The organism is Skermanella sp. TT6 (assembly GCF_016653635.2).
Lineage (GTDB): Bacteria > Pseudomonadota > Alphaproteobacteria > Azospirillales > Azospirillaceae > Skermanella > Skermanella cutis.
In genome coordinates, this window is the sequence record NZ_CP067420.1 from 3506740 (window position 1) to 3528706 (window position 21967).

23 protein-coding genes are annotated in these 21967 nt (G+C 67.6%); 6 read left to right on the plus strand and 17 right to left on the minus strand.

Annotation, left to right across the window (positions count from 1 at the left end; translation table 11 throughout):
- Positions 1 to 230: 230 nt before the first annotated feature.
- Together IGS68_RS16515 and IGS68_RS16520 are read left to right on the plus strand one after the other, a co-directional pair.
- On the plus strand, positions 231 to 464 hold the full coding sequence (locus tag IGS68_RS16515) for an anti-sigma factor family protein (RefSeq protein ID WP_201071281.1): 234 nt from the start codon (positions 231 to 233) through the stop codon (positions 462 to 464).
- 112 nt (positions 465 to 576) lie between these two features.
- Entirely contained in the window at positions 577 to 2055 is a 1479-nt protein-coding gene (locus IGS68_RS16520) for an alkaline phosphatase D family protein (protein WP_201071285.1), read from the plus strand.
- On the opposite strand, the gene IGS68_RS16525 is transcribed toward IGS68_RS16520, so the two are convergent.
- The gene (locus tag IGS68_RS16525; protein WP_201071288.1) at positions 2052 to 3413 is read right to left on the minus strand and encodes a tetratricopeptide repeat protein; all 1362 of its coding nucleotides are present in this window, start codon (positions 3411 to 3413) and stop codon (positions 2052 to 2054) included. The genes IGS68_RS16520 and IGS68_RS16525 overlap by 4 nt on opposite strands.
- Positions 3414 to 3780: 367 nt before the next feature.
- Here IGS68_RS16525 and IGS68_RS16530 point away from each other — a divergent pair, with 367 nt between their 5' ends.
- Positions 3781 to 4395, plus strand: coding sequence for a transglycosylase SLT domain-containing protein (locus IGS68_RS16530; protein WP_201071314.1), 615 nt, complete (start codon positions 3781 to 3783; stop codon positions 4393 to 4395).
- A gap of 78 nt (positions 4396 to 4473) precedes the next feature.
- Positions 4474 to 5316: a 23S rRNA (adenine(2030)-N(6))-methyltransferase RlmJ gene (locus tag IGS68_RS16535; RefSeq protein WP_201071317.1), complete on the plus strand. Its 843-nt coding sequence runs from the start codon at positions 4474 to 4476 to the stop codon at positions 5314 to 5316.
- Positions 5317 to 5394: 78 nt separating this feature from the next.
- Here IGS68_RS16535 and IGS68_RS16540 read toward each other — a convergent pair whose 3' ends face one another.
- From IGS68_RS16540 to phoU, 15 genes are all read right to left on the minus strand, one after another.
- Positions 5395 to 6066: a phasin family protein gene (locus IGS68_RS16540; RefSeq protein WP_201071320.1), complete on the minus strand. Its 672-nt coding sequence runs from the start codon at positions 6064 to 6066 to the stop codon at positions 5395 to 5397.
- A 386-nt stretch (positions 6067 to 6452) separates the two neighbouring features.
- On the minus strand, positions 6453 to 7448 hold the full coding sequence (locus IGS68_RS16545) for a branched-chain amino acid ABC transporter permease (RefSeq protein ID WP_201071323.1): 996 nt from the start codon (positions 7446 to 7448) through the stop codon (positions 6453 to 6455).
- 3 nt (positions 7449 to 7451) lie between these two features.
- Positions 7452 to 8339 (minus strand): branched-chain amino acid ABC transporter permease, encoded by an 888-nt coding sequence (locus IGS68_RS16550; protein ID WP_201071326.1) that lies wholly within the window; start codon positions 8337 to 8339, stop codon positions 7452 to 7454.
- A gap of 38 nt (positions 8340 to 8377) precedes the next feature.
- Positions 8378 to 9595, minus strand: coding sequence for an ABC transporter substrate-binding protein (locus tag IGS68_RS16555; protein ID WP_201071329.1), 1218 nt, complete (start codon positions 9593 to 9595; stop codon positions 8378 to 8380).
- Between the two features lie 87 nt (positions 9596 to 9682).
- Entirely contained in the window at positions 9683 to 10405 is a 723-nt protein-coding gene (locus tag IGS68_RS16560) for an ABC transporter ATP-binding protein (RefSeq protein ID WP_201071332.1), read from the minus strand.
- Positions 10398 to 11156: an ABC transporter ATP-binding protein gene (locus tag IGS68_RS16565; protein WP_201071335.1), complete on the minus strand. Its 759-nt coding sequence runs from the start codon at positions 11154 to 11156 to the stop codon at positions 10398 to 10400. Before IGS68_RS16565 ends, IGS68_RS16560 begins: the two co-directional genes overlap by 8 nt.
- Positions 11157 to 11459: 303 nt before the next feature.
- Positions 11460 to 11840 (minus strand): YgaP-like transmembrane domain, encoded by a 381-nt coding sequence (locus tag IGS68_RS16570; RefSeq protein ID WP_247880925.1) that lies wholly within the window; start codon positions 11838 to 11840, stop codon positions 11460 to 11462.
- Between the two features lie 86 nt (positions 11841 to 11926).
- Positions 11927 to 12553, minus strand: coding sequence for an urease accessory protein UreG (gene ureG, locus IGS68_RS16575; protein WP_371821913.1), 627 nt, complete (start codon positions 12551 to 12553; stop codon positions 11927 to 11929).
- A gap of 68 nt (positions 12554 to 12621) precedes the next feature.
- Entirely contained in the window at positions 12622 to 13356 is a 735-nt protein-coding gene (locus IGS68_RS16580) for an urease accessory protein UreF (RefSeq protein ID WP_247880926.1), read from the minus strand.
- Positions 13346 to 13792 (minus strand): urease accessory protein UreE, encoded by a 447-nt coding sequence (gene ureE, locus IGS68_RS16585; RefSeq protein WP_201071343.1) that lies wholly within the window; start codon positions 13790 to 13792, stop codon positions 13346 to 13348. The genes IGS68_RS16580 and ureE overlap by 11 nt, the downstream gene beginning before the upstream one ends.
- Before the next feature lie 23 nt (positions 13793 to 13815).
- On the minus strand, positions 13816 to 15525 hold the full coding sequence (ureC, locus tag IGS68_RS16590; protein ID WP_201071346.1) for an urease subunit alpha: 1710 nt from the start codon (positions 15523 to 15525) through the stop codon (positions 13816 to 13818).
- 50 nt (positions 15526 to 15575) lie between these two features.
- The gene (locus IGS68_RS16595; RefSeq protein WP_201071357.1) at positions 15576 to 15881 is read right to left on the minus strand and encodes an urease subunit beta; all 306 of its coding nucleotides are present in this window, start codon (positions 15879 to 15881) and stop codon (positions 15576 to 15578) included.
- A gap of 11 nt (positions 15882 to 15892) precedes the next feature.
- Complete coding sequence (locus IGS68_RS16600; protein WP_158045833.1) at positions 15893 to 16195, minus strand: urease subunit gamma; 303 nt, start codon at positions 16193 to 16195, stop codon at positions 15893 to 15895.
- A 47-nt stretch (positions 16196 to 16242) separates the two neighbouring features.
- A complete protein-coding gene (locus IGS68_RS16605) occupies positions 16243 to 17139 on the minus strand; it encodes an urease accessory protein UreD (protein WP_201071359.1) in 897 nt (298 codons plus the stop codon).
- Positions 17140 to 17319: 180 nt separating this feature from the next.
- On the minus strand, positions 17320 to 18042 hold the full coding sequence (gene phoU / locus IGS68_RS16610) for a phosphate signaling complex protein PhoU (RefSeq protein WP_201071361.1): 723 nt from the start codon (positions 18040 to 18042) through the stop codon (positions 17320 to 17322).
- A 285-nt stretch (positions 18043 to 18327) separates the two neighbouring features.
- Between phoU and IGS68_RS16615 the strand changes: the two genes are divergently transcribed.
- Positions 18328 to 19626, plus strand: coding sequence for a pentapeptide repeat-containing protein (locus IGS68_RS16615; protein ID WP_201071363.1), 1299 nt, complete (start codon positions 18328 to 18330; stop codon positions 19624 to 19626).
- Positions 19627 to 19660: 34 nt separating this feature from the next.
- On the opposite strand, the gene IGS68_RS16620 is transcribed toward IGS68_RS16615, so the two are convergent.
- A complete protein-coding gene (locus IGS68_RS16620) occupies positions 19661 to 20170 on the minus strand; it encodes a MarR family winged helix-turn-helix transcriptional regulator (protein ID WP_201071365.1) in 510 nt (169 codons plus the stop codon).
- 575 nt (positions 20171 to 20745) lie between these two features.
- On the opposite strand from IGS68_RS16620, the gene aguB reads away from it, so the two are divergent.
- The gene (gene aguB / locus IGS68_RS16625) at positions 20746 to 21627 is read left to right on the plus strand and encodes an N-carbamoylputrescine amidase (protein ID WP_201071369.1); all 882 of its coding nucleotides are present in this window, start codon (positions 20746 to 20748) and stop codon (positions 21625 to 21627) included.
- Positions 21628 to 21967: the final 340 nt, after the last annotated feature.

The window sequence follows — 21967 nt, forward strand, 5'->3', positions numbered from 1 at the left end:
GAACTTTGTTTAGGACCCGACGCCACGATTGTAGCCGGTCAACCCGCTTTTTCATGCATACCGGGAGGTCGCGGTCCGCGAACACCATTGCGGATACCCGGTGGTTTAGCGTAAATGGCATGGAACTGCTTGACGGCCTCAGGAGTGCTCATGTCCATCAGGAGACCGCCTGCTTCGGTTTGTTCCCGTTGCGGGGTGAACCGCCCCTAGTAGCGCCGGGATGTACACCAATGAAGCGACTGACCATGAGCGACATCAATGCCTATCTTGATGGCGCGCTGAGCGACGAGGAGAAACGGGAGGTGGAGTTGGTGATCAAGACCGACATCGAAGCCGCCGCCCTGCTCCAGCAGTATCGCCAGCATGTTCAGGAGCTTCACCGGATCTATGACGGCGTCCTCAACGAACCGGTTCCCGAGCGGATGCTGGACATTCTCCGCCGGCGCAGGTCGGAAGGGACCTGAGGCGCAGGTTCGGGCTGCCGGCCTCACATCTTCGTGGTACAAGCGGAACCCGCATCCGGGCGGGGCGTTCATATTCCTCGGTCGAACATCCAGGAAGATCGGGCGCCTTTGAATGCCGTTGCCGCCGAAGAAGAAAGAACGCCGCGAACTGATCGGTCCCGTCCTGCATTTCCGGGGCGTGCAGGGCGACCGCTGGCGGGTTTCCGCCCTTTTCGTCCTGACCGGGGCGGCCGAACCCCCGGACATGGCGGTCGACGGCGTGATGCTTCCGGTGCCGCCCCGCCATGTCGCGTCGCAGGGCCGGCACCATGTCTGGCGGTGGGAATTCGCGGTCCCGCGCGCCGCGGACGACACCCGCGCCGGGTACGGCTTCCGCGGCGGCGACCGCTGGTACATGACGGTGCCCGGCCTGTCCGGCAGGCCGCGGATCGCCTATACCGCCTGCAACGGGACCGAGGACGAATCGGTGTTCAGCCAGCAGGACCTGCCGCGCAACGCGCGCTGGGGCCACCTGAACGCCCAGCACCGCGCCCGCCCCTTCCACCTGCTCCTGCACGGCGGCGACCAGCTCTATGCCGACGCGGTCTGGGACGATTGCCCCTCCCTGCGGCAGTGGAGTTCACTGCCCTCGCGGGAGCAGCTGTCGGCCCCGTTCACGCCCGCGATGTCGGAGGAGGCCGAAAACTTCTACTTCGACCTCTATTGCCGCCAGTGGAGCCAAGCCGAGGCGGCGACCCTTCTGTCCACCGTTCCGTCCGTCATGATGTGGGACGACCACGACATCTTCGACGGCTGGGGCTCCCATCCCGACGACCGGCGGACCTGCCCGGTGTTCCAGGGGGTCTATGGGGTCGCGCGCCGAAGCTTCGCCCTGTTCCAGGTCGGCTGCGCGCCTGACGACCCGCCGGATTGCGTGTGGGGCGGCGAACTGGGCACCTTCACCCAGGGCTTCCGCATCGGCGACCTGGGGATCTTCGCCCCGGACCTGCGCACCGAGCGGACCCAGGGGCGCGTGATGTCCGAGGCCACCTGGGAGGCCCTGCCCGGCTGGCTCGACCGGTTCGACGGGTGCCGACACCTGCTCCTGCTGTCGAGCGTGCCGATGGTCTTCGCCAACCTGCACGCGCTGGAGAAGCTGATCAACTTCCTGCCGGCGCAGGCCTCGATGGAGGACGACCTGCGCGACCAGTGGCGCAGCTATGTCCACGAGGAGGAATATATCCGTCTCGTCCGCCTGCTGGGGACCGCCGCCCGCGAGCGGGGCATGCGGATCACCGTGGTCTCCGGCGAGATCCACCTGGGCGCCTGCGGGGTGATCCACGGCCCCGGCTTCGACCTGTGGCAGCTGACCTCCTCCGGGATCGTCCACCCGGCGCCCTCCAGGATGTACGCGAACGTCCTGGAACGCCTGAGCCGCGGGACGGAGACGATCGCAGACGGCACGACGCTGGAGATGGTGCCCTTTCCCGAGACCGGCCGCCGCTACATCCGGGCGCGGAACTGGCTGGCCCTCCATTTCGACGAGGAGGGCCGCCTGAACGCGCACTGGCAGGTCGAGGGCGAGCGGGAACCGCTGATACGGGTCGTCTAGGCCGCCCGCCGGGCGACCAGGACCAGGCCGGGCACCGGCTGTCCCCTTTCCCAGCGGGGCACCGCCTCCTCCAGCACGACGATCTCCAGACCCGCCTCGGCGGCCATGCGGCGGACATAGGCCGGGCTGTGGGTGAAGCGGCGCGACGGGCCGAGCGCGAAGCCGTCGCCGTCGCACCGCTCCGTCGTCGCGCAGAACAGGCCGCCGGGCTTCAAGGCCAGGGCGGCGGCTGCCATCACCTCGGCCAAGCCGCCCACATAGACGAGCACGTCGGCCGCGACGACGAGATCCCAGTTCCCCGAGTCCCGCGCCATCACCGCGGTCATCTCGCCGACTTCCAGGCCGTCGTAGACGCCCCGGCTCCCGGCCTTCTTCACCATGCGGGGCGCCAGGTCGGACCCGTGGAGCCGGGCGGCCAGCGGCCTGAAGGCGACGCCGGCAAGCCCCGTGCCGCAACCGACGTCCAGCACGTGGAGATCGGCGGCACCCGCCCCGAGCACCTGGTCGACGGCCGCCCGAAGGGTTTGGGGCGCCTGGTACTTCAGGCGGATGGTCAGGTCCTCGTCGAATCGCTCCGCGTAGCGGTCGAACAGGGCGCGGACATAGGCCTGCGACATGGTCTCGGTCGTATCGCCCTCGATCCGGGCGATCAGGAGTTCGGCGCCGTGGGGATCGGCGGGATCGGCGTCGAGGCAGGCCCGGAGCGCCGCCAGCGCCTTGGCGCGCTCGCCCAGGTCCAGCCAGGCGCGGCCCAGCACGGACTGACCGGCCGCATGGTCGGGCCGCCGGCGCAGGATCGGTTGCAGGGTCTCGACCGCGGCGAGCGGGTCGCCGGACGCCACCAGGGCGTCCGCCAGCTCGACCGCCGTCCCGGCGTCCCCGGCATCCAGGAAGAGCGCCTCCCGGAAATGCTCGATCGCCTCCAGCGGCTGCCCCGCGCCGATCCGGAGGCGGGCCAGGGCGCGGTGCCCGGAGGCGCTGTCCGGCCGGCGCTCCAGCAGGTCCTGCCACAGGGCGATGGCTTCCGCGGCATGGCCGCGCCGGACCAGCGCATCCGACAGACCGGTCCGCCAATCTATCCGCCCCGGCTCCTGCGACAAGGCGACGCGGAAAGCCTCGGCGGCCTCGTCCCAGCGCGCGTCGTCAGCGAGAAGTTGTGCCAGGGCGCCCGAGGCTTCGCCGCATGCGGGATCGGCCGCGACGGCCTGCCGGAACGCCGCCTCGGCGGCGGCGTCGTCGCCGGCGTCGCGCAGGGCATAGCCCGAGACGAGGAAGAATTCGGCGGGATTCAAAGGGTTCGCAGGATTGGCAAGGTCGGCCGTATCGTCACCGGCCGGCCGGAGAAGCTGATCTGTCAAGATTGAGGGACCCGTGAAAGGCTGCCGCCATATATCCGAAGGGATATGGCAGACGACGCCCGATGGGTCAATATTGGTTTTTCGATACCTCTATTTTGACCGACATCGTCTTCGATCGTGGCTGATCGGTTTCTCCCGTGTAACGGGTTGGAGTTACATAGGAGTTGACGGTCGGAAGAATATCTGGAAAACATTCTTGCGGATGCCGGGTGTGGCATCTGGAACTCAAGCGAGGAGGCGGTCGCCGTACCGGTATCGGCGGCCGGTGGTCAAATCCGTGCGTGCGCACGGTGCCAGCGCGCAAGCTGGTGCGACAAGGGGGATCAGAGCAATGCGGGCACTTGGCCGGCTAACGAGCATCCGGTGCATGGGTCTATTCGCCTTGATGGCGGCCGGACTTGGCTTCACCCCCGTCGGAACAGCGCAAGCCGCAAGCTGCACCGAGCATGTCCTCGAAGCCGAGCAGGAACTCGGCATCCCCCGCGGCCTCCTGCTGGCGATCGCGCTGGTGGAGAGCGGCCAGGACGGCAGGCCGCAGCCCTATGCCATGAACATCAACGGCAAGGCGATCTATTCGGACACGGCGGACGAGGCCCGGAGCCATCTGCTCGACAGCCAGGGGCGCATCCGGCCGAACGCGACCGTCGGCTGCATGCAGCTCTCCGTCCAGCATCACCGGGCCAACTTCCGCCCGGTCGAACGCATCCTCGACCCGTCGGCGAACGTCTGGTACGCCGCCCGCTACCTGAAGCGCCTTCGCGCCGATTCCGGCAGCTGGAGCGTCGCGGTGGCCCGCTACAACGGCGGCAGCCGCTCCCAGCAGCGGGACTATACCTGCAAGATCCACCAGCACCTGGAAAGCCTGGACCTGAACAGCGCGGCCCTGCTGGACGGAGCCCGCTGCGCCCGCCAGGGCGACCCGGCCATCGCTCCGGATACCCGCAGGGCCTTCCGCCGCGCCCAGGTCGCGGCCGAGGGGTGACCGGCAAGCGCCGGTCCTGAGCCGGAACCCCAAAGCGGGGCTGGTCCGGCGCCGGTCGAGGCGCTACATGATCCGGCCATGAACTACCGCCACATCTATCACGCCGGCAGCTTCACCGACGTCATGAAGCATGCCGTTGTCGCCATGATCCTGAGCCGGCTCGGATTCAAGCAGACGCCCTACGGCGTGCTGGACACCCATGCCGGCATCGGCCGCTACGATCTCGCCTCGCCCCAAGCGGCCCGGACCGGCGAGCATCTCGGCGGGATATCCCGGATCATGGCAGCCGCCGACGGGCTTCCGGAGGAGCTGGCGCCCTACCTGGACGCGATACGCGACCTCAACGGCGCCGGCGGGCCGCTGCGCTGGTATCCCGGCTCTCCGCGGCTGGCGCGCATGCTGATGCGGCCGTCCGACCGCCTGCTCCTGGCCGAATTGCATCCCGAGGACGTCGAGACCCTGCGGCAGGAATTCGCGCGCGACCGGAACACCTCCGTCCAGCACATGGACGGCTACCATGCCCTGAAGGCTCACCTGCCGCTGAGGGAGCGGCGCGGCATGGTTCTGATCGACCCGCCTTTCGAGACGCCGGACGAGTTCGAGCGGATGGTCGCGGCGCTGGCGCTCGGCCACGGGCGGTGGCCGACGGGGATCTTCGCCCTGTGGTATCCGATCAAGGAGCGGCCGGCCGTCTGGCGTTTCCAGGACTCGCTCGAACGGACGGGGATCCGGAAGATCCTTGTCGCGGAACTGACCGTCCACGAAGAGGATACCCACAAGCGGCTGAACGGCTGCGGCATGATCGTCGTCAATCCTCCGTGGCAGCTGGACAGTGCGCTGAGGACGGTGCTCCCGGCCCTTCACGGCGCCCTGGGCGCGGAGGCCGGCGGCGCCAGGGTCGAGTGGCTGGTGCCGGAGTGACGCCGATCCCCGGATGACGAAAACGCCGCGGCCCCTTTCGGAGCCGCGGCGTTTACCGGACCTGGCTTGTGGACCGGATCAGGCGGTCTTGCGGGCCTGCTGCTTGACCTGGCCGTTGATCCGCTGGGCGGCGTCGTTGGCGACGCGGGCGGTCACCTCGGAAATCTTGACGCTGCTGTTCAGCAGGAGTTCGACCTCGGCATTGACGAGATCGCTCTGGGCGGCGAGCAGATCCTGCACGGAGCGGGCGCGCATGATCGAGTTCACGCCGTCGATGTTGCGCTGCATCGCGCTCTGGGTGTAGTTGACCCACTCGCGCATCACGGACTGGAAGCCATCGGCGAGGACCGAGCTGGCCTGCATCATGACTTCCAGGTTCTGCTGGGTCCGCTTGGTGACTTCTTCCGAAGCCTTGGCCTGCATGCTGAAGACGCGGCCGAACTGCTGGCTCGACTGCTCGGTCATCTGGCGGGCGGCACCGGCGGTGTCCTCCGCGACGCGGGAGACCGTCTGGGCGGCCTTTCCGGCGACGTCGCTGCCGGCTTCCATGCCGCGCTTGACGGTCTCGGCACCCTGCTCGGCGGTCTTCTGAGCGACTTCAGCGCCCTTCTCCGCAGTATCGGCGGCTTCGCGGGAAGCCTTCTTGCCGGTGTCCGCGGCCTCCGCGGCGGCGGCGCGGGTGGTCTTCACCGTTTCCTCACCTGCGTCCTTGGCGGTGCGAGTGGTGGTGGTGTCCTTTTCGGTCGCCATCGTCTACTCCTCAGGTATCGCTTCGCGTCCGAGCCGAAGCCGGACGGGACGTTAACGGTTTATTAACTGTGATTGTTGCGCTGCTATATCACGATATCGCGGGTGCAGCAAAGTAACTTTGCATGAAAATTCCGTCATATAGGCAAACTAGACATTTAATATTTATCTTAGTTGCGGTGCACACAAACATCTGGTGGTCTCTTCCGTACGGTACAACTGCACTTTCGGTAGAGGTCGAGGCTGCCCGTTCGGCTCGGAGAGCCGCCGGGTCTTGCTGCCGTTTCGCCGTGGCGCACGGCAGGTCCGCGATTACACAAAAAGCGATTACACAAAAAAAAGGAAGACGGCGGCCGGAGCCGCCGCCTTCGGTCGCGACGGGGAAAGCCTCAGCCCCTGGGCTTGAGGCGTGCTGCGATCTCGCCGACGATGCCGCGGCGGAAGAGGAGGACGCAGACGACGAAGATGACGCCGGTGACCACGGTGACGGGGAGCTGGGTTCCGGCCAGGTAGTTCTGCAGGGTGACCACCAGGAAGGCGCCGACGACGGGGCCGAAGATGGTGCCCAGGCCGCCGAGCAGCGTCATCAGCACCACCTCGCCCGACATCTGCCAGGTGATGTCGGTCAGCGAGGCGAGCTGGAACACGATCGCCTTGGTCCCGCCGGCGAGGCCCGCCAGCGCCGCCGACATCACGAACGCCGCCAGCTTGTACTGCTCCACCTTGTAGCCCAGCGACACCGCCCGCGGCTCGTTCTCCCGGATCGCCTTCAGCACCTGGCCGAACGGCGAGTGGATGGTGCGGTAGATCAGCAGGAACCCGGCCACGAACACCGCCAGCACGAAGTAGTACATGGTCAGGTTGTCGCCCAGGTCGACCAGCCCGAACAGGTGGCCCCGCGGCACCGCCTGAATGCCGTCCTCGCCGCCGGTGAACGGCAGCTGCAGCGCCAGGAAGAACACCATCTGCGACAGCGCCAGCGTCACCATCGCGAAGTAGATCCCCTGCCGCCGGATCGCCAGGTAGCCGAACGCCAGCCCGAGCAGCGCCGCCACCGCGACGCCGAGCAGGATGCCGAGTTCCGGCGTCAGGCCCCAGACCTTGACCGCGTGGGCGGTCACGTAGGCGGCCGCGCCGAAGAACGCGGCGTGGCCGAACGACAGCAGCCCGACATAGCCGATCAGCAGGTTGAAGGCGCAGGCGAACAGCGCGAAGCACAGCGCCTTGGCCAGGAACACCGGGTAGAGCTGGAAGGGGGCGGCCAGCGCCACCAGCAGCAGCGCCGCCAGCGCCGCCCACTTCAGCGCGGGCGAGCCCCGGCGGGCCTGCGCGCCGGCCGGCAGGGCGTCGGCCTGGGAGGGGGCGGTATGGGAATGGGTCGCCATGGCTTACTTCTCCCGTCCGAACAGACCGGCCGGCTTGATCAGCAGCACCACGGCCATCACGACGAAGATCACGATGTTGGAAGCCTCGGGGTAGAACACCTTGGTGAAGCCCTCCAGGATGCCGAGCATGAAGCCGGTCAGCACGGCGCCCAGGATCGAGCCCATGCCGCCGATCACGACGACCGCGAAGACGACGATGATCAGGTGCGATCCCATCAGCGGGTTGACCTGGTAGATCGGCGCCGCGAGCACGCCGGCCAGGCCGGCCAGCGCCACGCCGAAGCCGTAGGTGGCGGTGATCATGACCGGGACGTTGATGCCGAAGGCCTGGACCAGCACCGGGTTCTCGGTGGCGGCGCGCAGGTAGGCGCCCAGCCTCGTGCGCTCGATCATGAACCAGGTGCCGAAGCAGACCACCAGCGAGACGGCGACGACCCAGCCGCGGTATGTCGGCAGGAACATGAAGCCGAGGTTGTAGCCGCCGGCGAGCGCCTGGGGGATCGGGTAGGGCTGTCCGGAGACGCCGTACCAGTGGCGGAACATGCCCTCGATGATCAGGGCCAGGCCGAAGGTGAGCAGCAGGCCGTAGAGGTGGTCGAGCTTGTAGAGCCGGCTGAGCATCAGCTTCTCGAGCACGACGCCGAGCAGCCCGACCAGCAGCGGGGCCAGCACCAGCGCCACCCAGTAGTTGATCCCGGCGAACTTCAGCAGCATCCACGCCGCGAAGGCGCCCAGCATGTACTGGGCGCCGTGCGCGAAGTTGATCACGTTGAGCATGCCGAAGATGACGGCCAGACCCAGGCTCAGCAGGGCGTAGAAGGACCCGTTGATCAGCCCCAGCAGGAGCTGACCGAACAGGACCTGGGGCGGAATCCCCAGCAGCTCCATCATATCGTCGGTTCCTCCCTATCGTTCGGATCGACCGCGACTCACTTCTTGGTGAAGGGGCAGCCGCTCAGCTCCGCCTTCTGGTAAGCCTCGTCGGCCGGGATCGTGCGCAGGATGTCGTAATAGTCCCAGCGCCCCTTCGACTGCGACGGCTGCTTCACGCGCGCCAGGTACATGTCGTGGGCCATGCGGCCGTTGGCCAGGATCTTGCCGTTCTTGGCGAACATGTCCTTGACCGGCAGTTCCTTCATCTTGTTCGCGACCTTCAGGCCTTCGTCGGTCCCGGCGGCATCGACGGCGCGCAGATAGTGCAGGACCGAGGAATAGACGCCGGCCTGGACCATGGTCGGCTTCTTGCCGGTCTTCTGCTCGTACTTGGCCGACCAGGCGCGGGTCTCGTCATCCATGTCCCAGTAGAAGCCGGTGGTCAGCGACAGGCCCTGGGCGATCTGGAGCCCGAGGGAATCCACGTCGGAGATGAACAGCAGCAGGCCGGCGAGCGACTGGCCCGAGCTGGTGATGCCGAACTCGGCCGCCTGCTTGATCGAGTTGGTGGTGTCGGTGCCGGCATTGGCGAGGCCGATGACCTGGGCGCCCGATCCCTGGGCCTGCAGCAGGAAGGACGAGAAGTCGGAGTTGTTCAGCGGATGGCGGACGCTGCCCTTGACCTCGCCGCCCAGCGCCTTGACCTCCCGGGTCACGTCGGCTTCCAGCGAGTGGCCGAAGGCGTAGTCGGCGGTCAGGAAGAACCAGGTCTTGCCGCCCTCCTGGACCATCGCGCGTCCGGTGCCGACCGCGAGCGCGTAGGTGTCGTAGGCCCAGTGGAAACCGGTCGGCGAGCAGGCGTCGCCGGTCAGGCGCGAGGTCGCGGCACCGGAGATCAGGGTCACCTTTCCCTTGTCGCGGGCGACCTCCTGCACGGCGAGCGCCGTCGAGGAGGTGACCAGGTCGGCGATGGCGTCGACGCCCTCGGTGTCGAACCACTGCCGGGCGATGTTGGACGAGATGTCGGCCTTGTTCTGGTGGTCGGCCGAGATGATCTGCACGGGCTTGCCGGCCGCCTTGCCGCCGAATTCCTCCACCGCCAGCTGGGCGGCGACGACGGAACCCTCACCCGAGACGTCGGCATAGAGGCTCGACTTGTCGGTCAGGACGCCGATCTTGACGGTGTCTCCGGAGATCTGGGCATTGGCGGCCCCGGTCACGGCGCCGACCGCCAGGGCGAGCGTGGCGGTGCCGGCGAGAAGTTTCTTGAGCATGTTCAGCATCCCTATCCATCGTCATTGTTGTTGGTCGTTGCCCGGGCGCGAGCCCGGTCTTGACTGCCCGGCTTTCCGGCGCCTGGATCAGACGCCGAGATATTCGTGCAGCTTGTCCATGTTGGCTTCGAGCTGGTCGTTCGGGATCATGTCGACGATATGCCCCTCCTCCATCACGTAGTGGCGGTCCGCGATGGTGGCGGCGAAGCGGAAGTTCTGCTCGACCAGCAGGATCGTGAAGCCGCTTCGCTTCAGCTCCCGCACCACCCGCCCGATCTGCTGGATGATCACCGGCGCCAGGCCCTCGGTCGGCTCGTCCAGCAGGATCAGGTCGGCCCCGGTCCGCAGGATCCGCCCGATCGCCAGCATCTGCTGCTCGCCCCCGGACAGCCGCGTCCCCTGGCTCTTGCGCCGCTCCTTCAGGTTCGGGAACAGCCGGTAGATCGCCTCCACCTCCATCCCGCCCGCCTTGATCGTCGGCGGCAGCATCAGGTTCTCCTCCACGTTCAGGCTGGAGAAGATCCCCCGCTCCTCCGGAACGTAGCCGATGCCCAGCCGGGCGATCCGGTTCGACGCCAGACCCACCAGCTCCGTCCCGTTCAGCCGGATCGAGCCGGTCCGCCGGCCCACGATGCCCATGATCGAGCGCATCGTCGTCGTCTTGCCGGCGCCGTTGCGCCCCAGCAGCGTCACGACCTCGCCCCGCCGCACGTCCAGGCTGACCCCGTGAAGGATGTGGCTCTCGCCGTAGAAGGCGTGGAGATCCCGGATCTCCAGCATCCCCGTCGTCGTCGCGGCCCCGTCAGGCATGTCCCGTCCCCATGTACGCTTCCATCACCTGCGGGTCCTTCGACACCACGGCGTAGGGCCCCTCGGCCAGGATCTCGCCCCGGCGCAGCACCGTGATCTTGTCCGACAGGTCCGACACGACCGACAGGTTGTGCTCGACCATCAGGATGGTGCGGTCGGCCGAGACCTTGCGGATCAGCGCCGCGGTGTGGTCGATGTCCTCGTGCCCCATGCCGGCCATCGGCTCGTCGAGCAGCATCAGTTCCGGCTCGAGCGCCAGCGTGGTCGCGATCTCCAGCGCGCGCTTGCGCCCGTAGGGCAGCTCGACCGCCGGGATGTCGCGGTAGGCCGCCAGGTTGACCTGGTCGAGCAGATCGTCGGCCTGGCCGTCCAGCGCCCGGAGCGTCGTCTCCGAGCGCCAGAAGTCGAAGCTGTCGCCGCGCAGGCGCTTCTGCAGCGCCACCCGTACGTTCTCCAGGCAGGTCAGGTGCGGGAACACGGCGCTGATCTGGAACGAGCGTACGAGGCCGCGCCGGGCGATGTCGGCCGGCTTGACCCGGGTGATGTCGTTGCCGTTGAACAGGATCTGGCCGCCGCTCGGGATCAGGAACTTGGTCAGCAGGTTGAAGACCGTCGTCTTGCCCGCCCCGTTCGGGCCGATCAGGGCATGGATGCTGCCGCGGCGGACCTGGAGATTGACGTCCTTCACCGCGATGAAACCCTTGAATTCCTTCGTCAGGTTCCGGGTTTCAAGTATGTTCTCGCCCTGCATTCGCCTCCCCCGGTTGGCCCGTGCGTCGCGGTCGTCCCCTGGGGGACCCTGTTATCGTTCTGTCCGCGACACGCTGTCCCGCGACGGAACACGCGGTTCCCTACGCAGGCGAATGCAACTTAGCACACATGGATGGCAATTTCATAGTGTTTACGGGACACTCGACCATTCCGGAACTGCTTGAAATACAAGCAGTATATTCCTGCGACACATTGGTAATACCGGTTGCATAAACGATGCGCGCCGGCCCCTCGCGGGGCCGGCGCGCATCAGGCGTCGAATTCCGGTGCGCCGCCGGGCGGGTTAAGCCCGGCCCGGCGTGTAGGACGGCGGGTCGCTGGCCGGGAAGCTTTCGTCGGCCGCCTCGTCGACCCGGTTCCAGGGGCGGTCCAGGCGGTCGTCGGAGCGGCGGCGTTCCGACTCCAGGAAGTCCCCGGAATACATGCCTTCGTCGTGGCCGGAACGTTCGTCGATCATGGCCTTGATGGCACAGTGGCCGCTCATGCCGCGCGCGGCCAGCAGGCCGCCGGCCACGCCCATGATGGCGCCCTGCACGCCGCCCCGGCGCAGGCCGGCGGCAGCCAGCACGACGCCGCCGAGCATCGAGGTCCAGCGTTCGACCTGGGAAAGGTTCTCTTCCCCGCCGGCCACCCTCTCATAGATATCGTCGATGACCTTGTTCACGCTTGCCTCTCCATTTCGGTTCGAGATAACCGATGTAGAAACAAGTTGACAGGCCGCAGTGTTCCTTGCCCCCGCCCGGGCGGCTTTCAGCCCGGCGGCGGAAGGCCCCCGGCGCGGACGATGAAGGAGATGATCTCGGGCAGCCCCTGCCCGCTCTTCAGGTTGCTGAACAGGAACGGCCGGTCGCCGCGCATCCGGCGGGCGTCGCGGTCCATCACCTCCAGGCTGGCGCCGACCAGCGGCGCCAGGTCGATCTTGTTGATCACCAGCAGGTCCGAGCGGGTAATGCCGGGGCCGCCCTTGCGCGGGATCTTGTCACCGGCAGACACGTCGATCACGTAGATGGTCAGGTCGGCCAGTTCCGGCGAGAAGGTCGCGGCGAGGTTGTCGCCGCCCGACTCGACGAAGATCAGGTCCAGGTCGGGGAACCGCGCGTTCAGCTGGTCGACCGCGGCCAGGTTGATCGAGGCATCCTCCCGGATCGCCGTGTGCGGGCAGCCGCCCGTCTCCACCCCCAGGATCCGGGACGGGTCCAGCGCGCCGCTCCGGGTCAGGAACTCGGCGTCCTCGCGGGTATAGATGTCGTTGGTGATCGCGGCGACGTCCCAGGCGTCGCGCATGCCCTTGCACAGGGCATCGACGAGCGCGGTCTTGCCGGAGCCGACCGGACCGCCGATGCCGACCCGCAGGGGGCCGGTGTGTGACCGGACGATGGGGGCGGGTTCGGACGGTACCGGTTGGGTGGGGGCGGATTGGGTGGGTGCCGTTTCGGCAGCTTGGCTCATGAGCGGAACAACCTCGTATATTGCGTTTCGTGGGACATGGCGGCCCAGTCGACCAGGGGCGCCCTGGATCCCAGGTCGGCGGGATCGGCGGCCAGGGCATCGGACGCGACGCGGTGCAGGACCGGGTCGAGTCGCGCTATCGCGCGCTGCCCGTCGGTCTGGCCGAGCGGGACCAGCCGCACCCCGGCGGAGACGAGGTTCGCCGCGAAGCCGTGCAGGAAAGCGCAGAGCGCCGCCCCGGGGTCCATGCCGGCGCAGGCGGTGACGACGGCCACGGCGACGGCGTGGGCCGGCGGCCGGCCCGTGTCGGCGAGCACCGCCGCCCAGCGCTCCAGCCCGACGGGCGGCCAGGTCGCCCCCACCGTCGAGAGGAACGCGGTCCCCTGGGCGGCGCTCTCCAGCGCCAGCTCGCTGCTGCCGCGCATGGCGTCGGCCCGCTCCGCCGCCCACCGCAGGGCCGCTTCGTCGTCCCGCCGCACGGCGCGGGCGGCGGCCGCGAACAGGACCGCGTCGGTCCAACCCGCGCCGTGCAGCAGGATCGCCTCGATCCAGGAGACCAGCGACTCCCGGTCCCGGACCCGTCCGGCCTCTACCGCGTACTCGATCCCGTGGCTGTAGGTATAGCCGCCGATCGGGAAGCCCGGCGACATCCAGGCGAGCAGCCGCGTCAGATGCCGGGGATCGACCGGGCCGGCGGTGCCGGGTGCGGCGGCCGGGGCCTCAGTGGTCATGGTGCGCATAAGCCCCGGCTTCCGGCGTGAAGGCCGCGCGCAGCCGGACCACGTCGGCGCCGAGCCCTTGCAGCATCTCGACGATCACATGGTCCCAGCGGAGCCGGACCGCGGCGCCGGCGATCTGCACCGGAAGATGCCGGTTGCCCAGGTGCCAGGCGATGCGGGCCAGGGTCTCGGGGGTGGCGCAGGTCACCTCCGCCAGATCCTCGTCGGCGGCGCGCACCGCGATCCAGGTGCCGTCGTCCAGTTCCAGGGCGTCGCCGTCGTTCAGCACCACGGCGCGCGCGAGGTCGAGCAGGAACGGCTCTCCCGAATCGTCGTTGAGCTGGATCCGGCGGCGGAAGCGGTCGTCGAAGGCGAGGGTCACGGTACCGGCGGCGGCATGGGTGGGCCGGTGGCCGGCGGGGTGGACTCGGGTGGCGCGGCGGAGCATGCGGGGTCTCGGAAAAGCGGATCTCAGAACAGGAAGTAGCGCTGGGCGAGCGGCAGCACGTCCGCGGGCTCGCAGGTCAGGAGTTGGCCGTCGGCCCGGACCTCGTAGGTCTCGGGATCGACCTCGATCGCCGGGGTCATGTCGTTGTGGACCATCTGCTTCTTCCCGACGGAGCGGATGCCCCGGACCGGCACTAGCGGCCGCATCAGGCCGAGCCTGGCGGCGGGGTCGTTCTCCAGCCCGGCCTGGCTGACGAAGGTGACCGAGCTGACCGTGAGCGCCCGGCCCATCGCCCCGAACATGGGCCGGTAATGGACGGGCTGGGGCGTCGGGATCGAGGCGTTGGGATCGCCCATGACCGCGCCCGCGATCATGCCGCACTTCAGGATCATGTCCGGTTTGACCCCGAAGAAGGCCGGCGACCAGATCACGAGATCGGCCAGCTTGCCCACCGCGACCGAGCCGACATGGTCGGCCACCCCGTGCGTCAGGGCGGGGTTGATGGTGTATTTGGCGATGTAGCGCTTGACCCTGAAATTGTCGTTGTCGCCCCGTTCCTCCGGCAGCGCGCCCCGCTGGCGCTTCATCTTGTCCGCCGTCTGCCATGTCCGGATGATCACCTCGCCGACCCGCCCCATGGCCTGGCTGTCGGACGAGATCATGGAGAAGGCGCCGAGGTCGTGCAGGATGTCCTCGGCGGCGATGGTCTCGCGCCGGATGCGGCTCTCGGCGAAGGCGACGTCCTCCGGAATGCGTGGGTCGAGATGGTGGCAGACCATCAGCATGTCGAGATGCTCGTCCACCGTATTGACCGTGAAGGGCCGGGTCGGGTTGGTCGAGCTGGGCAGCACGTTGCCCAGGCCGCACAGCTTGATGATGTCCGGCGCGTGGCCGCCGCCGGCCCCCTCGGTATGGAAGGCGTGGATATTGCGCCCCTTGAAGGCCGCGATGGTGTCCTCGACGAAGCCCGATTCGTTCAGCGTGTCGGTATGGATGGCGACCGCGACGTCCATGTCGTCGGCGACGGCCAGGCAGGTGTCGATGGCCTGGGGCGTCGTCCCCCAGTCCTCATGCAACTTCAACGCGCACACCCCCGCTCTCACCTGCTCGACCAGCGCCGCCGGCTGGCTGGCGTTGCCCTTGCCGAACAGGCCGAAATTGACCGGCAGGGCCTCGACCGCCTGGAGCATGCGGGCGATGTGCCACGGTCCCGGCGTGCAGGTGGTGGCGGAAGTCCCCGCCGCGGGCCCCGTCCCGCCGCCCATCAGGGTGGTGACGCCGCTGTAGAGCGCTTCCTCCGCCTGCTGCGGGCAGATCGCGTGGATATGCACGTCGAGGCCGCCGGCCGTGACGATCTTCCCCTCGCCCGCGATCACCTCGGTGCCGGGACCGACGACGATCGTGACGCCGGGCTGCACGTCGGGGTTCCCGGCCTTGCCAATGGCGGCGATCCGGCCGTCCCGGATGCCGATGTCGGCCTTGACGATGCCCCAGTGGTCGATGATCAGCGCGTTGGTGATGACGGTATCGACGGCCCCGTCCTGGCGGGTCACCTGGGACTGCCCCATGCCGTCGCGGATCACCTTGCCGCCGCCGAACTTGACCTCCTCGCCGTAGATGGTGTGGTCCGCCTCCACCTCGACGATCAATTCGGTGTCGGCGAGGCGGAGGCGGTCGCCGGTGGTTGGGCCGAACATGGCGGCATAGTCGGAACGGTCGATGCGATAGGCCATGGCGGACGCTTTCCCCGGATGGATGGAGATCTGACGAAGGGACTTCTAGGCTAGAGCTTGCCGTTGATCCGGCCGGTGAAGCCGTGGACCTCGCGGCTGCCGGCGTAGGCGACCAGGTTGACCGTGCGGGTCTGCCCGGGCTCGAACCGGACCGCTGTGCCGGCGGGAATGTCCAGCCGGAAGCCGCGCGCCTTCTCCCGGTCGAAGGACAGCGCCGCGTTGGTCTCGTAGAAATGATAGTGGGACCCGACCTGGATCGGACGGTCGCCCGTGTTGGCGACGTCCAGGCTGACGGTCTCCCGCCCCTCGTTCAGGTCGATCTCTCCGGGCCGGACCAGCAGTTCGCCGGGAATCATGGCAACCTCCTTCAGCGGATCGGCAGGTGGACGGTGACGAGCTTGGTGCCGTCGGGGAACGTGGCCTCGACCTGGATCTCGTGGATCATCTCCGGGATCCCCTCCATCACCTGGTCGCGGGTGAGCACCTCGGCGCCGTCGCGCATCAGCTCGGCGACGCTTCGGCCGTCGCGCGCCCCTTCGACGACGAAGTCGGTGATCAGGGCGATCGCCTCCGGGTAGTTCAGCTTGACTCCCCGCTCCAGCCGGCGCCGTGCCACCATCGCCGCCATGGCGACCAGCAGTTTGTCCTTCTCACGCGGCGAAAGGTTCATGGCTCCGTCCCCACTTGCATCGTCCCAGGCCTCATGCGCAGCACCCCTCACACGTCCCACAGGCGGGGCAGACGCCCCGGCAGCCCGGCGGCGTGGGCCCTGAACCCGGCCCAGAAGCCGGCATAGGCGCGCCGCACATGGTGCGCCCGGTCGCCGAGCCAGCGGATGACCAGCATGCCGTCCAGACAGGTCGCCGCGGCGAGGACGCCGGGAGGCACCCCGGATACCACAGTGTCGATCAAGCGGCGCGCCGCGTCCAGATGGCGTGCGGCATCGGGCGCCGCGTAGAGGATCGTGCCATAGGCGGCGGCTCCCCCGAAACAGGCGGGGTGGTCCAGCGCGTTCCGCACGTCGCCGTCCAGGTGCAGCGCGTCGGCCCAGGCCAGCCTGCCGTCGCGGCGGACCTCCCAGGCGTCGCGCGCGAGCCCGCGGGTGAACCGTTCGCCGCTCGCGATCCGGCCGAACACCAGGAGCTCGCCGGCCATCAGGCGGGAGGAGGCCTCCAGGTGGACGGTCGTGGCGCGGCGCAGCCGGGCGCCGTCGAACAGGATCGCCTCCTGCGGCAGCCATTCCAGCCATCCCTCGGGGCCGACGGTCACGCCGGTCGAGACATGGACGTCGGCGCCGGTGGAGCGATAGATCTTCTCGGCCGCCTGGGTCGTGACCAGCGCCGAGGCGCCGGGCCCGACCTCGACCGAAACGTCCAGCCGGTCGCCGCCGACCAGCCCGCCGGAGGTCGTGACCAGCGTGGCGACCGGCAGGTCGCCGACCCGCGGGTTCGGGAACAGCACCCGCAGGGGGTCATGATGAAACAGGGCGGCGAGGCGCGTGGCCCCGGCCCGGTGCTCGAAACGGACCCGGGCCTCGCCATGGATCTTCAGGCGGGGCTGCGCGGTTCGGGATGAGAGGGCGTCGGCGGAGGAGAGAGGGATATCCGGCGCCATCGTCAAGAGCGGGCACTATCGGCAGATTTCATGCAGCGTCGTCCCGCCAACCCAATGATGCGGCATCATAACGCGCGCCGCCGCAGTGCGAAAGGGCATCCGGCGCCCCGCGGCGATATCGGAAGGCGACATCCTGCCCTTTCCCCGCCGCCGCGGCGGCGCCGGCATTCCGCCCCGGGATCATTCCCGAGCGTCGGGAGGGTTGACCACCGTGAAGCTGCTCAGGTCCTCCTTCAGCCGCTCCTCGCCGGGCAGGCGCCCCTTGACCAGGAAGCAGACCGTTTCGGCGACGTTGGTCGCATGGTCGCCGACCCGCTCCAGGTTCTTGGCGATGAACATCAGGTGCGTGCAGGCGGTGATCTGCTGGGGCGACTCCATCATGTAGGTCAGCAGTTCCCGGAACAGGCTGGTGTAGACGGCGTCGACCTCGGCGTCGCGGTCGCGGACTGCCATCGCGAGGTCATAGTCCTCGTCCACGTAGGCCTTCACGACGTCGTGGACCATGCCGGCCGTGGTGACGCCCATGCGGTTCAGGGACTTCATCGGGCCGGCCGGCGGCACCTGCGACAGCGCCATGACCCGCTTGGCGCAGTTGCTCGCGAAGTCGCCGATCCGCTCCAGGTTCGTGCTCACCTTGAGCGCGGTGATGACCTGCCGCAGGTCCTTCGCCATCGGCTGGCGCAGGGCCAGGACCCGCACCGCGAGGGCCTCCACTTCCGCTTCGCCCCTGTCGATCTCGGCATCGCGGCCGATGATGCTGCTCGCGAGGTTCTCGTCGCGGGAGACCAGGGCCTCCATGGCACGCATCAACTGCTCCTCGGCAAGGCCGCCCATCTCGGCGATCTTCCTGTGCAGCGTGGTCAGTTCGTTATCGAACGCGACCACGGTGTGTCCTGACGGCATGTTCCGCTTCCTTGCATCCAGGGTCATGGCAGGCCCCGACCGGGGACCCTCGGCACGATAACGGCCGACCGTCCGGAGGTGTTCATCGATTCAGGGGGGATCGTCAACCCGCTTGTGCGCCTGTCGCCCCCGCGCCGCGGGCCGGGCGCGCGCTCGGCAACTGGATCTTAACCGCTTTCCGGCAGAGTGCCGGACGGTATTCCACTCCGGGAAGCGCCGTTCAGCCTCCATCCCGCCGACCAACCGCGACATATCCCGCATTCCCCATTTCGAACGGACCACTTCATGACCCCACACGAGTTGGTCGCCATCCTCGACAAGCATGAGCGTTGGCTGAGCAAACGGGCCGGGGGCGTGCGGGCCAATCTGGCGATGATCGATCTCCAGGGGATGCATCTGGCGGGCTCAAACCTGCAATCGGCGAAGCTGTCGGGCGCCAACATGTCGGGCTGCGACATGAACAAGGCCAACCTGAGCTACTCGGACATGTTCGCGGCGCACCTGACGAAGGCCGACATGTCGGGCTGCAACTTCTATCGGGCCGACATGAGGGGCGCCCACATGCGGGGCGCCCGCCTGAAGGGGGCGATCCTCCGGGAAGCCGACCTGCGGGGCGGCGCCCTGCTCGACGGGCGCTCTTCGGGCGCCCAGGTGCTCAAGTCCGACCTCACCGGGGCGAACTTCGACGATGCCCTGCTGTCCCGGGCGAACCTGTCGGGCGCCGACATGTCCGAGGTCAGCCTGTCCGGAGCGGACTGCCAGGGCGCGATCATGACCGGCGTCAATCTCAGCGGCGCGAACGTCAAGAACGCCAACCTTTCCAGGGCCGACCTGAAGGGCGTCAACCTGAGCGGCGCCAACCTGTCGGGAGCCGTTCTGCGCGACTGCAACCTCGCCGGTGCCATCCTGGCCGGGGCGGTCCTCAAGAACGCCGACCTGCTGGGCGCCAAGCTGGAGGGGGTGGATCTGTCCGGCGCGGACTGCACCGGCGCCAACATCGCCCGCACGGCCGAGAATTTCTCGCTGAGGATCCAGCGCAGCCTCGAAGGGCACTACAACTGGATCAACAGCAACGGCGCCACCGGGCAGCGCGCCGATCTCCAGTCCGAGGATCTGGCCCATATCGACCTGAGCGGCGTCAATCTCTCCGGCGCCAACCTGAAAGGCATCAAGCTGGTCGGCGCCAACGTCTCCGAGGCGCTCCTGGTCATGTCGGACCTTTCGCTCGCGGACCTCAGGGAGTGCAACCTGTCGAATGCGACGCTGGACGGCACCAATTTCCGCGGCAGCGATCTCAGCGGGGCGCGGCTGGACGGCGCGGAACTGGGTTCGGTGGACATAAAGGGCCCCACCGGCAAGGCGACCGGCCGGATGTGGCCCGCCAACCTCAGCGAGGCCAAGCTCATCGGTGCCAGCCTGCGCCGGACCAATCTGCGGGGCGCCAATCTCTCCGGAGCCGACCTCAGCTTCGCCGATCTGACCGACGCGATCCTGATCGACGCCAATCTCAAGGACGTCAACCTGGAAGGAGCGCGCCTCGACGGCGCCGCGATGCCGGCACACTCGCCCGACGACGAGGACTGATCCGTCCGGAGAAGCGGCTCAGGTCGCGCCGAGGTCAGATCGCGTCGCCGTTCTCGCTGAGATTGACCATCATGCGGTGCAGGACGTTGATCGCCAGGGCGAGATCGGCGGGATCGATGCCGCGGGTCGCCTGTTCGCTGACATCCGCCGCGCAGGGCAGCAGGACGTCGCGAAGCCCGCGCCCCTTGGGGGTGAGATAGATGTTCACTTTGCGGCGGTCGTGGGGGTTGCGGACGCGCTCGACGAGGCCGCGCCGCTCCATGCTGTTGAGAGCAGTGACAGTAGTCGGCTCCATCATGCCTACGCGCTGGCTGAGTTCGCGCTGTGTAAGCCCGTCCTCATCCCATAAGGCGCGAAGAAAGAACCATTGTCCCATGCTTACGCCGTGGGCAGCGATCTTGGCCTGCAATGAACGGGAGAAGGCGCGGTGAACATCCCTTACCACATAGCCGACGCTGTTGTCGCTCTGCGGGTTCGTCTGCCCGGCCGGCCTTTCGGACGCATATTGGATCTTTCGACCAAAATTCGCGATACTTTCGGGCATGTAAAGATTCTCTCGTAGCCTATGGCGTCTCAACTGTCTTTGCATCCATAGTTCTTATCTATGGCGCGGCGGATACACTTCAAATTTTTTCGTCCGATAATAACCGCTTACTGATCCGTCTTGCATGATGGCACCACTATGCATCGTGGCCAATCGTTTTTAGAGAAGGATTAGCTGGAGCGATAATATTTTTTCCCCTTGCAATCTACTACTCCGTCGGCCGCGACCTGCGGGCTGATAAATTAGATATCGAACCAATAGACTACTTCGTTCTTATATGATGTGGTGGCTTCTCATGTATTGCCATGACAGGCGGGACCGTATCGCCAGTCCGTAAACTCTCTCTTAATTGGAGAAAATTAGCTGAGATTTCGAAGCTCGGGGAATGGCCTGCCTGGAAATCCTGGAATCCTCCCCGGCACGGCCCCGGGATCATGCCGCGCGCGGTCGGTGCCCTCGACCTGCGCGCCCCCTACCATCCGCGGCTGCCTGCCCCCATCTGTTGACGGGCTTTCCAGCCGGCCTTCCACGCGGCCCGATTGACAGGCGGGCCCGATCGTTTCGTGAGGAGAATGATGAGAAACGTGACACTTGCCGCGACCCAGACCAGCTGCACCTGGGACAGGGAAGCCAATGTGGCGACCGCGGAACGGCTTGTGCGCCATGCCGCGCGCGAGGGCGCGCAGATCATTCTGCTTCAGGAATTGTTCGAAACTCCTTATTTCTGCCAGGATCAGAAACAGGAACTGTTCGCGCTGGCCGCGCCGGTCGACGACCATCCCGTCCTGCGGCGTATGAGCGCATTGGCCGCGGAATTGAACGTGGTGCTTCCCGTCAGCTTCTTCGAACGGGCGAACAATGCCCACTACAATTCCCTGGCCATGATCGACGCCGACGGCCGGATCCTCGGGACCTACCGCAAGTCCCACATCCCCGACGGGCCGGGGTACCAGGAAAAATACTATTTCAATCCGGGAGATACCGGCTTCCAGGTGTTCAAGACCCGCTACGCGGCGATCGGAGCGGCGATCTGCTGGGACCAATGGTTCCCCGAATCGGCGCGCTGCATGGCGCTGATGGGGGCGGAAGTCCTTTTCTATCCGACCGCGATCGGCTCCGAGCCCCAGGACGCGGGCATCGACAGCCGCGATCACTGGCAGAGGGTGATGCAGGGACATGCCGGCGCGAACCTGATGCCCCTGGTCGCCAGCAACCGCATCGGAATCGAGCAGGCCGAGTCGTCGAGCATCACCTTCTATGGGTCGTCCTTCATCGCCGGTCCCCAGGGCGAGAAAGTGGTCGAAGCGCCGCGCGACCAGGAAGCGGTGCTGACGGCCACCTTCGATCTCGACCGGCTGCAGGCGGCGCGCGCCTCCTGGGGCCTGTTCCGTGACCGCCGTCCCGAGCTTTACGATCCGATCCTCACCCTGGACGGGCACCGGCGGATCCGGCGCTGACCGGTTCGCGGGCCTGGTCCGGAATGGCCGCGGCCGGCTGCCGGGCGGAAATGCCGCAGCCATGGCCAGGGCCCCTCCCCCCGCGGCGCCTGGGCGGGTCCGGTCGGCATAACCGGCGGTAGGCACCCGTCACCGGTTGCCTATCCGTGGCGGGCATGCGATAGTCTGCACATTGCATCCGGTTGCAGCTCCGCATCGGATGCACCCTCGTAGACGAACAACAGATTATGCTTGCTGCCGTGTGCAGGATTACCGCCCGGTTGATACCGTCGGCGATGGCCTTGCTGTGCCTTGTCGGATCTGCGATCGGGGCCGACCGGAATCCCGTCGGCGGGCGCCT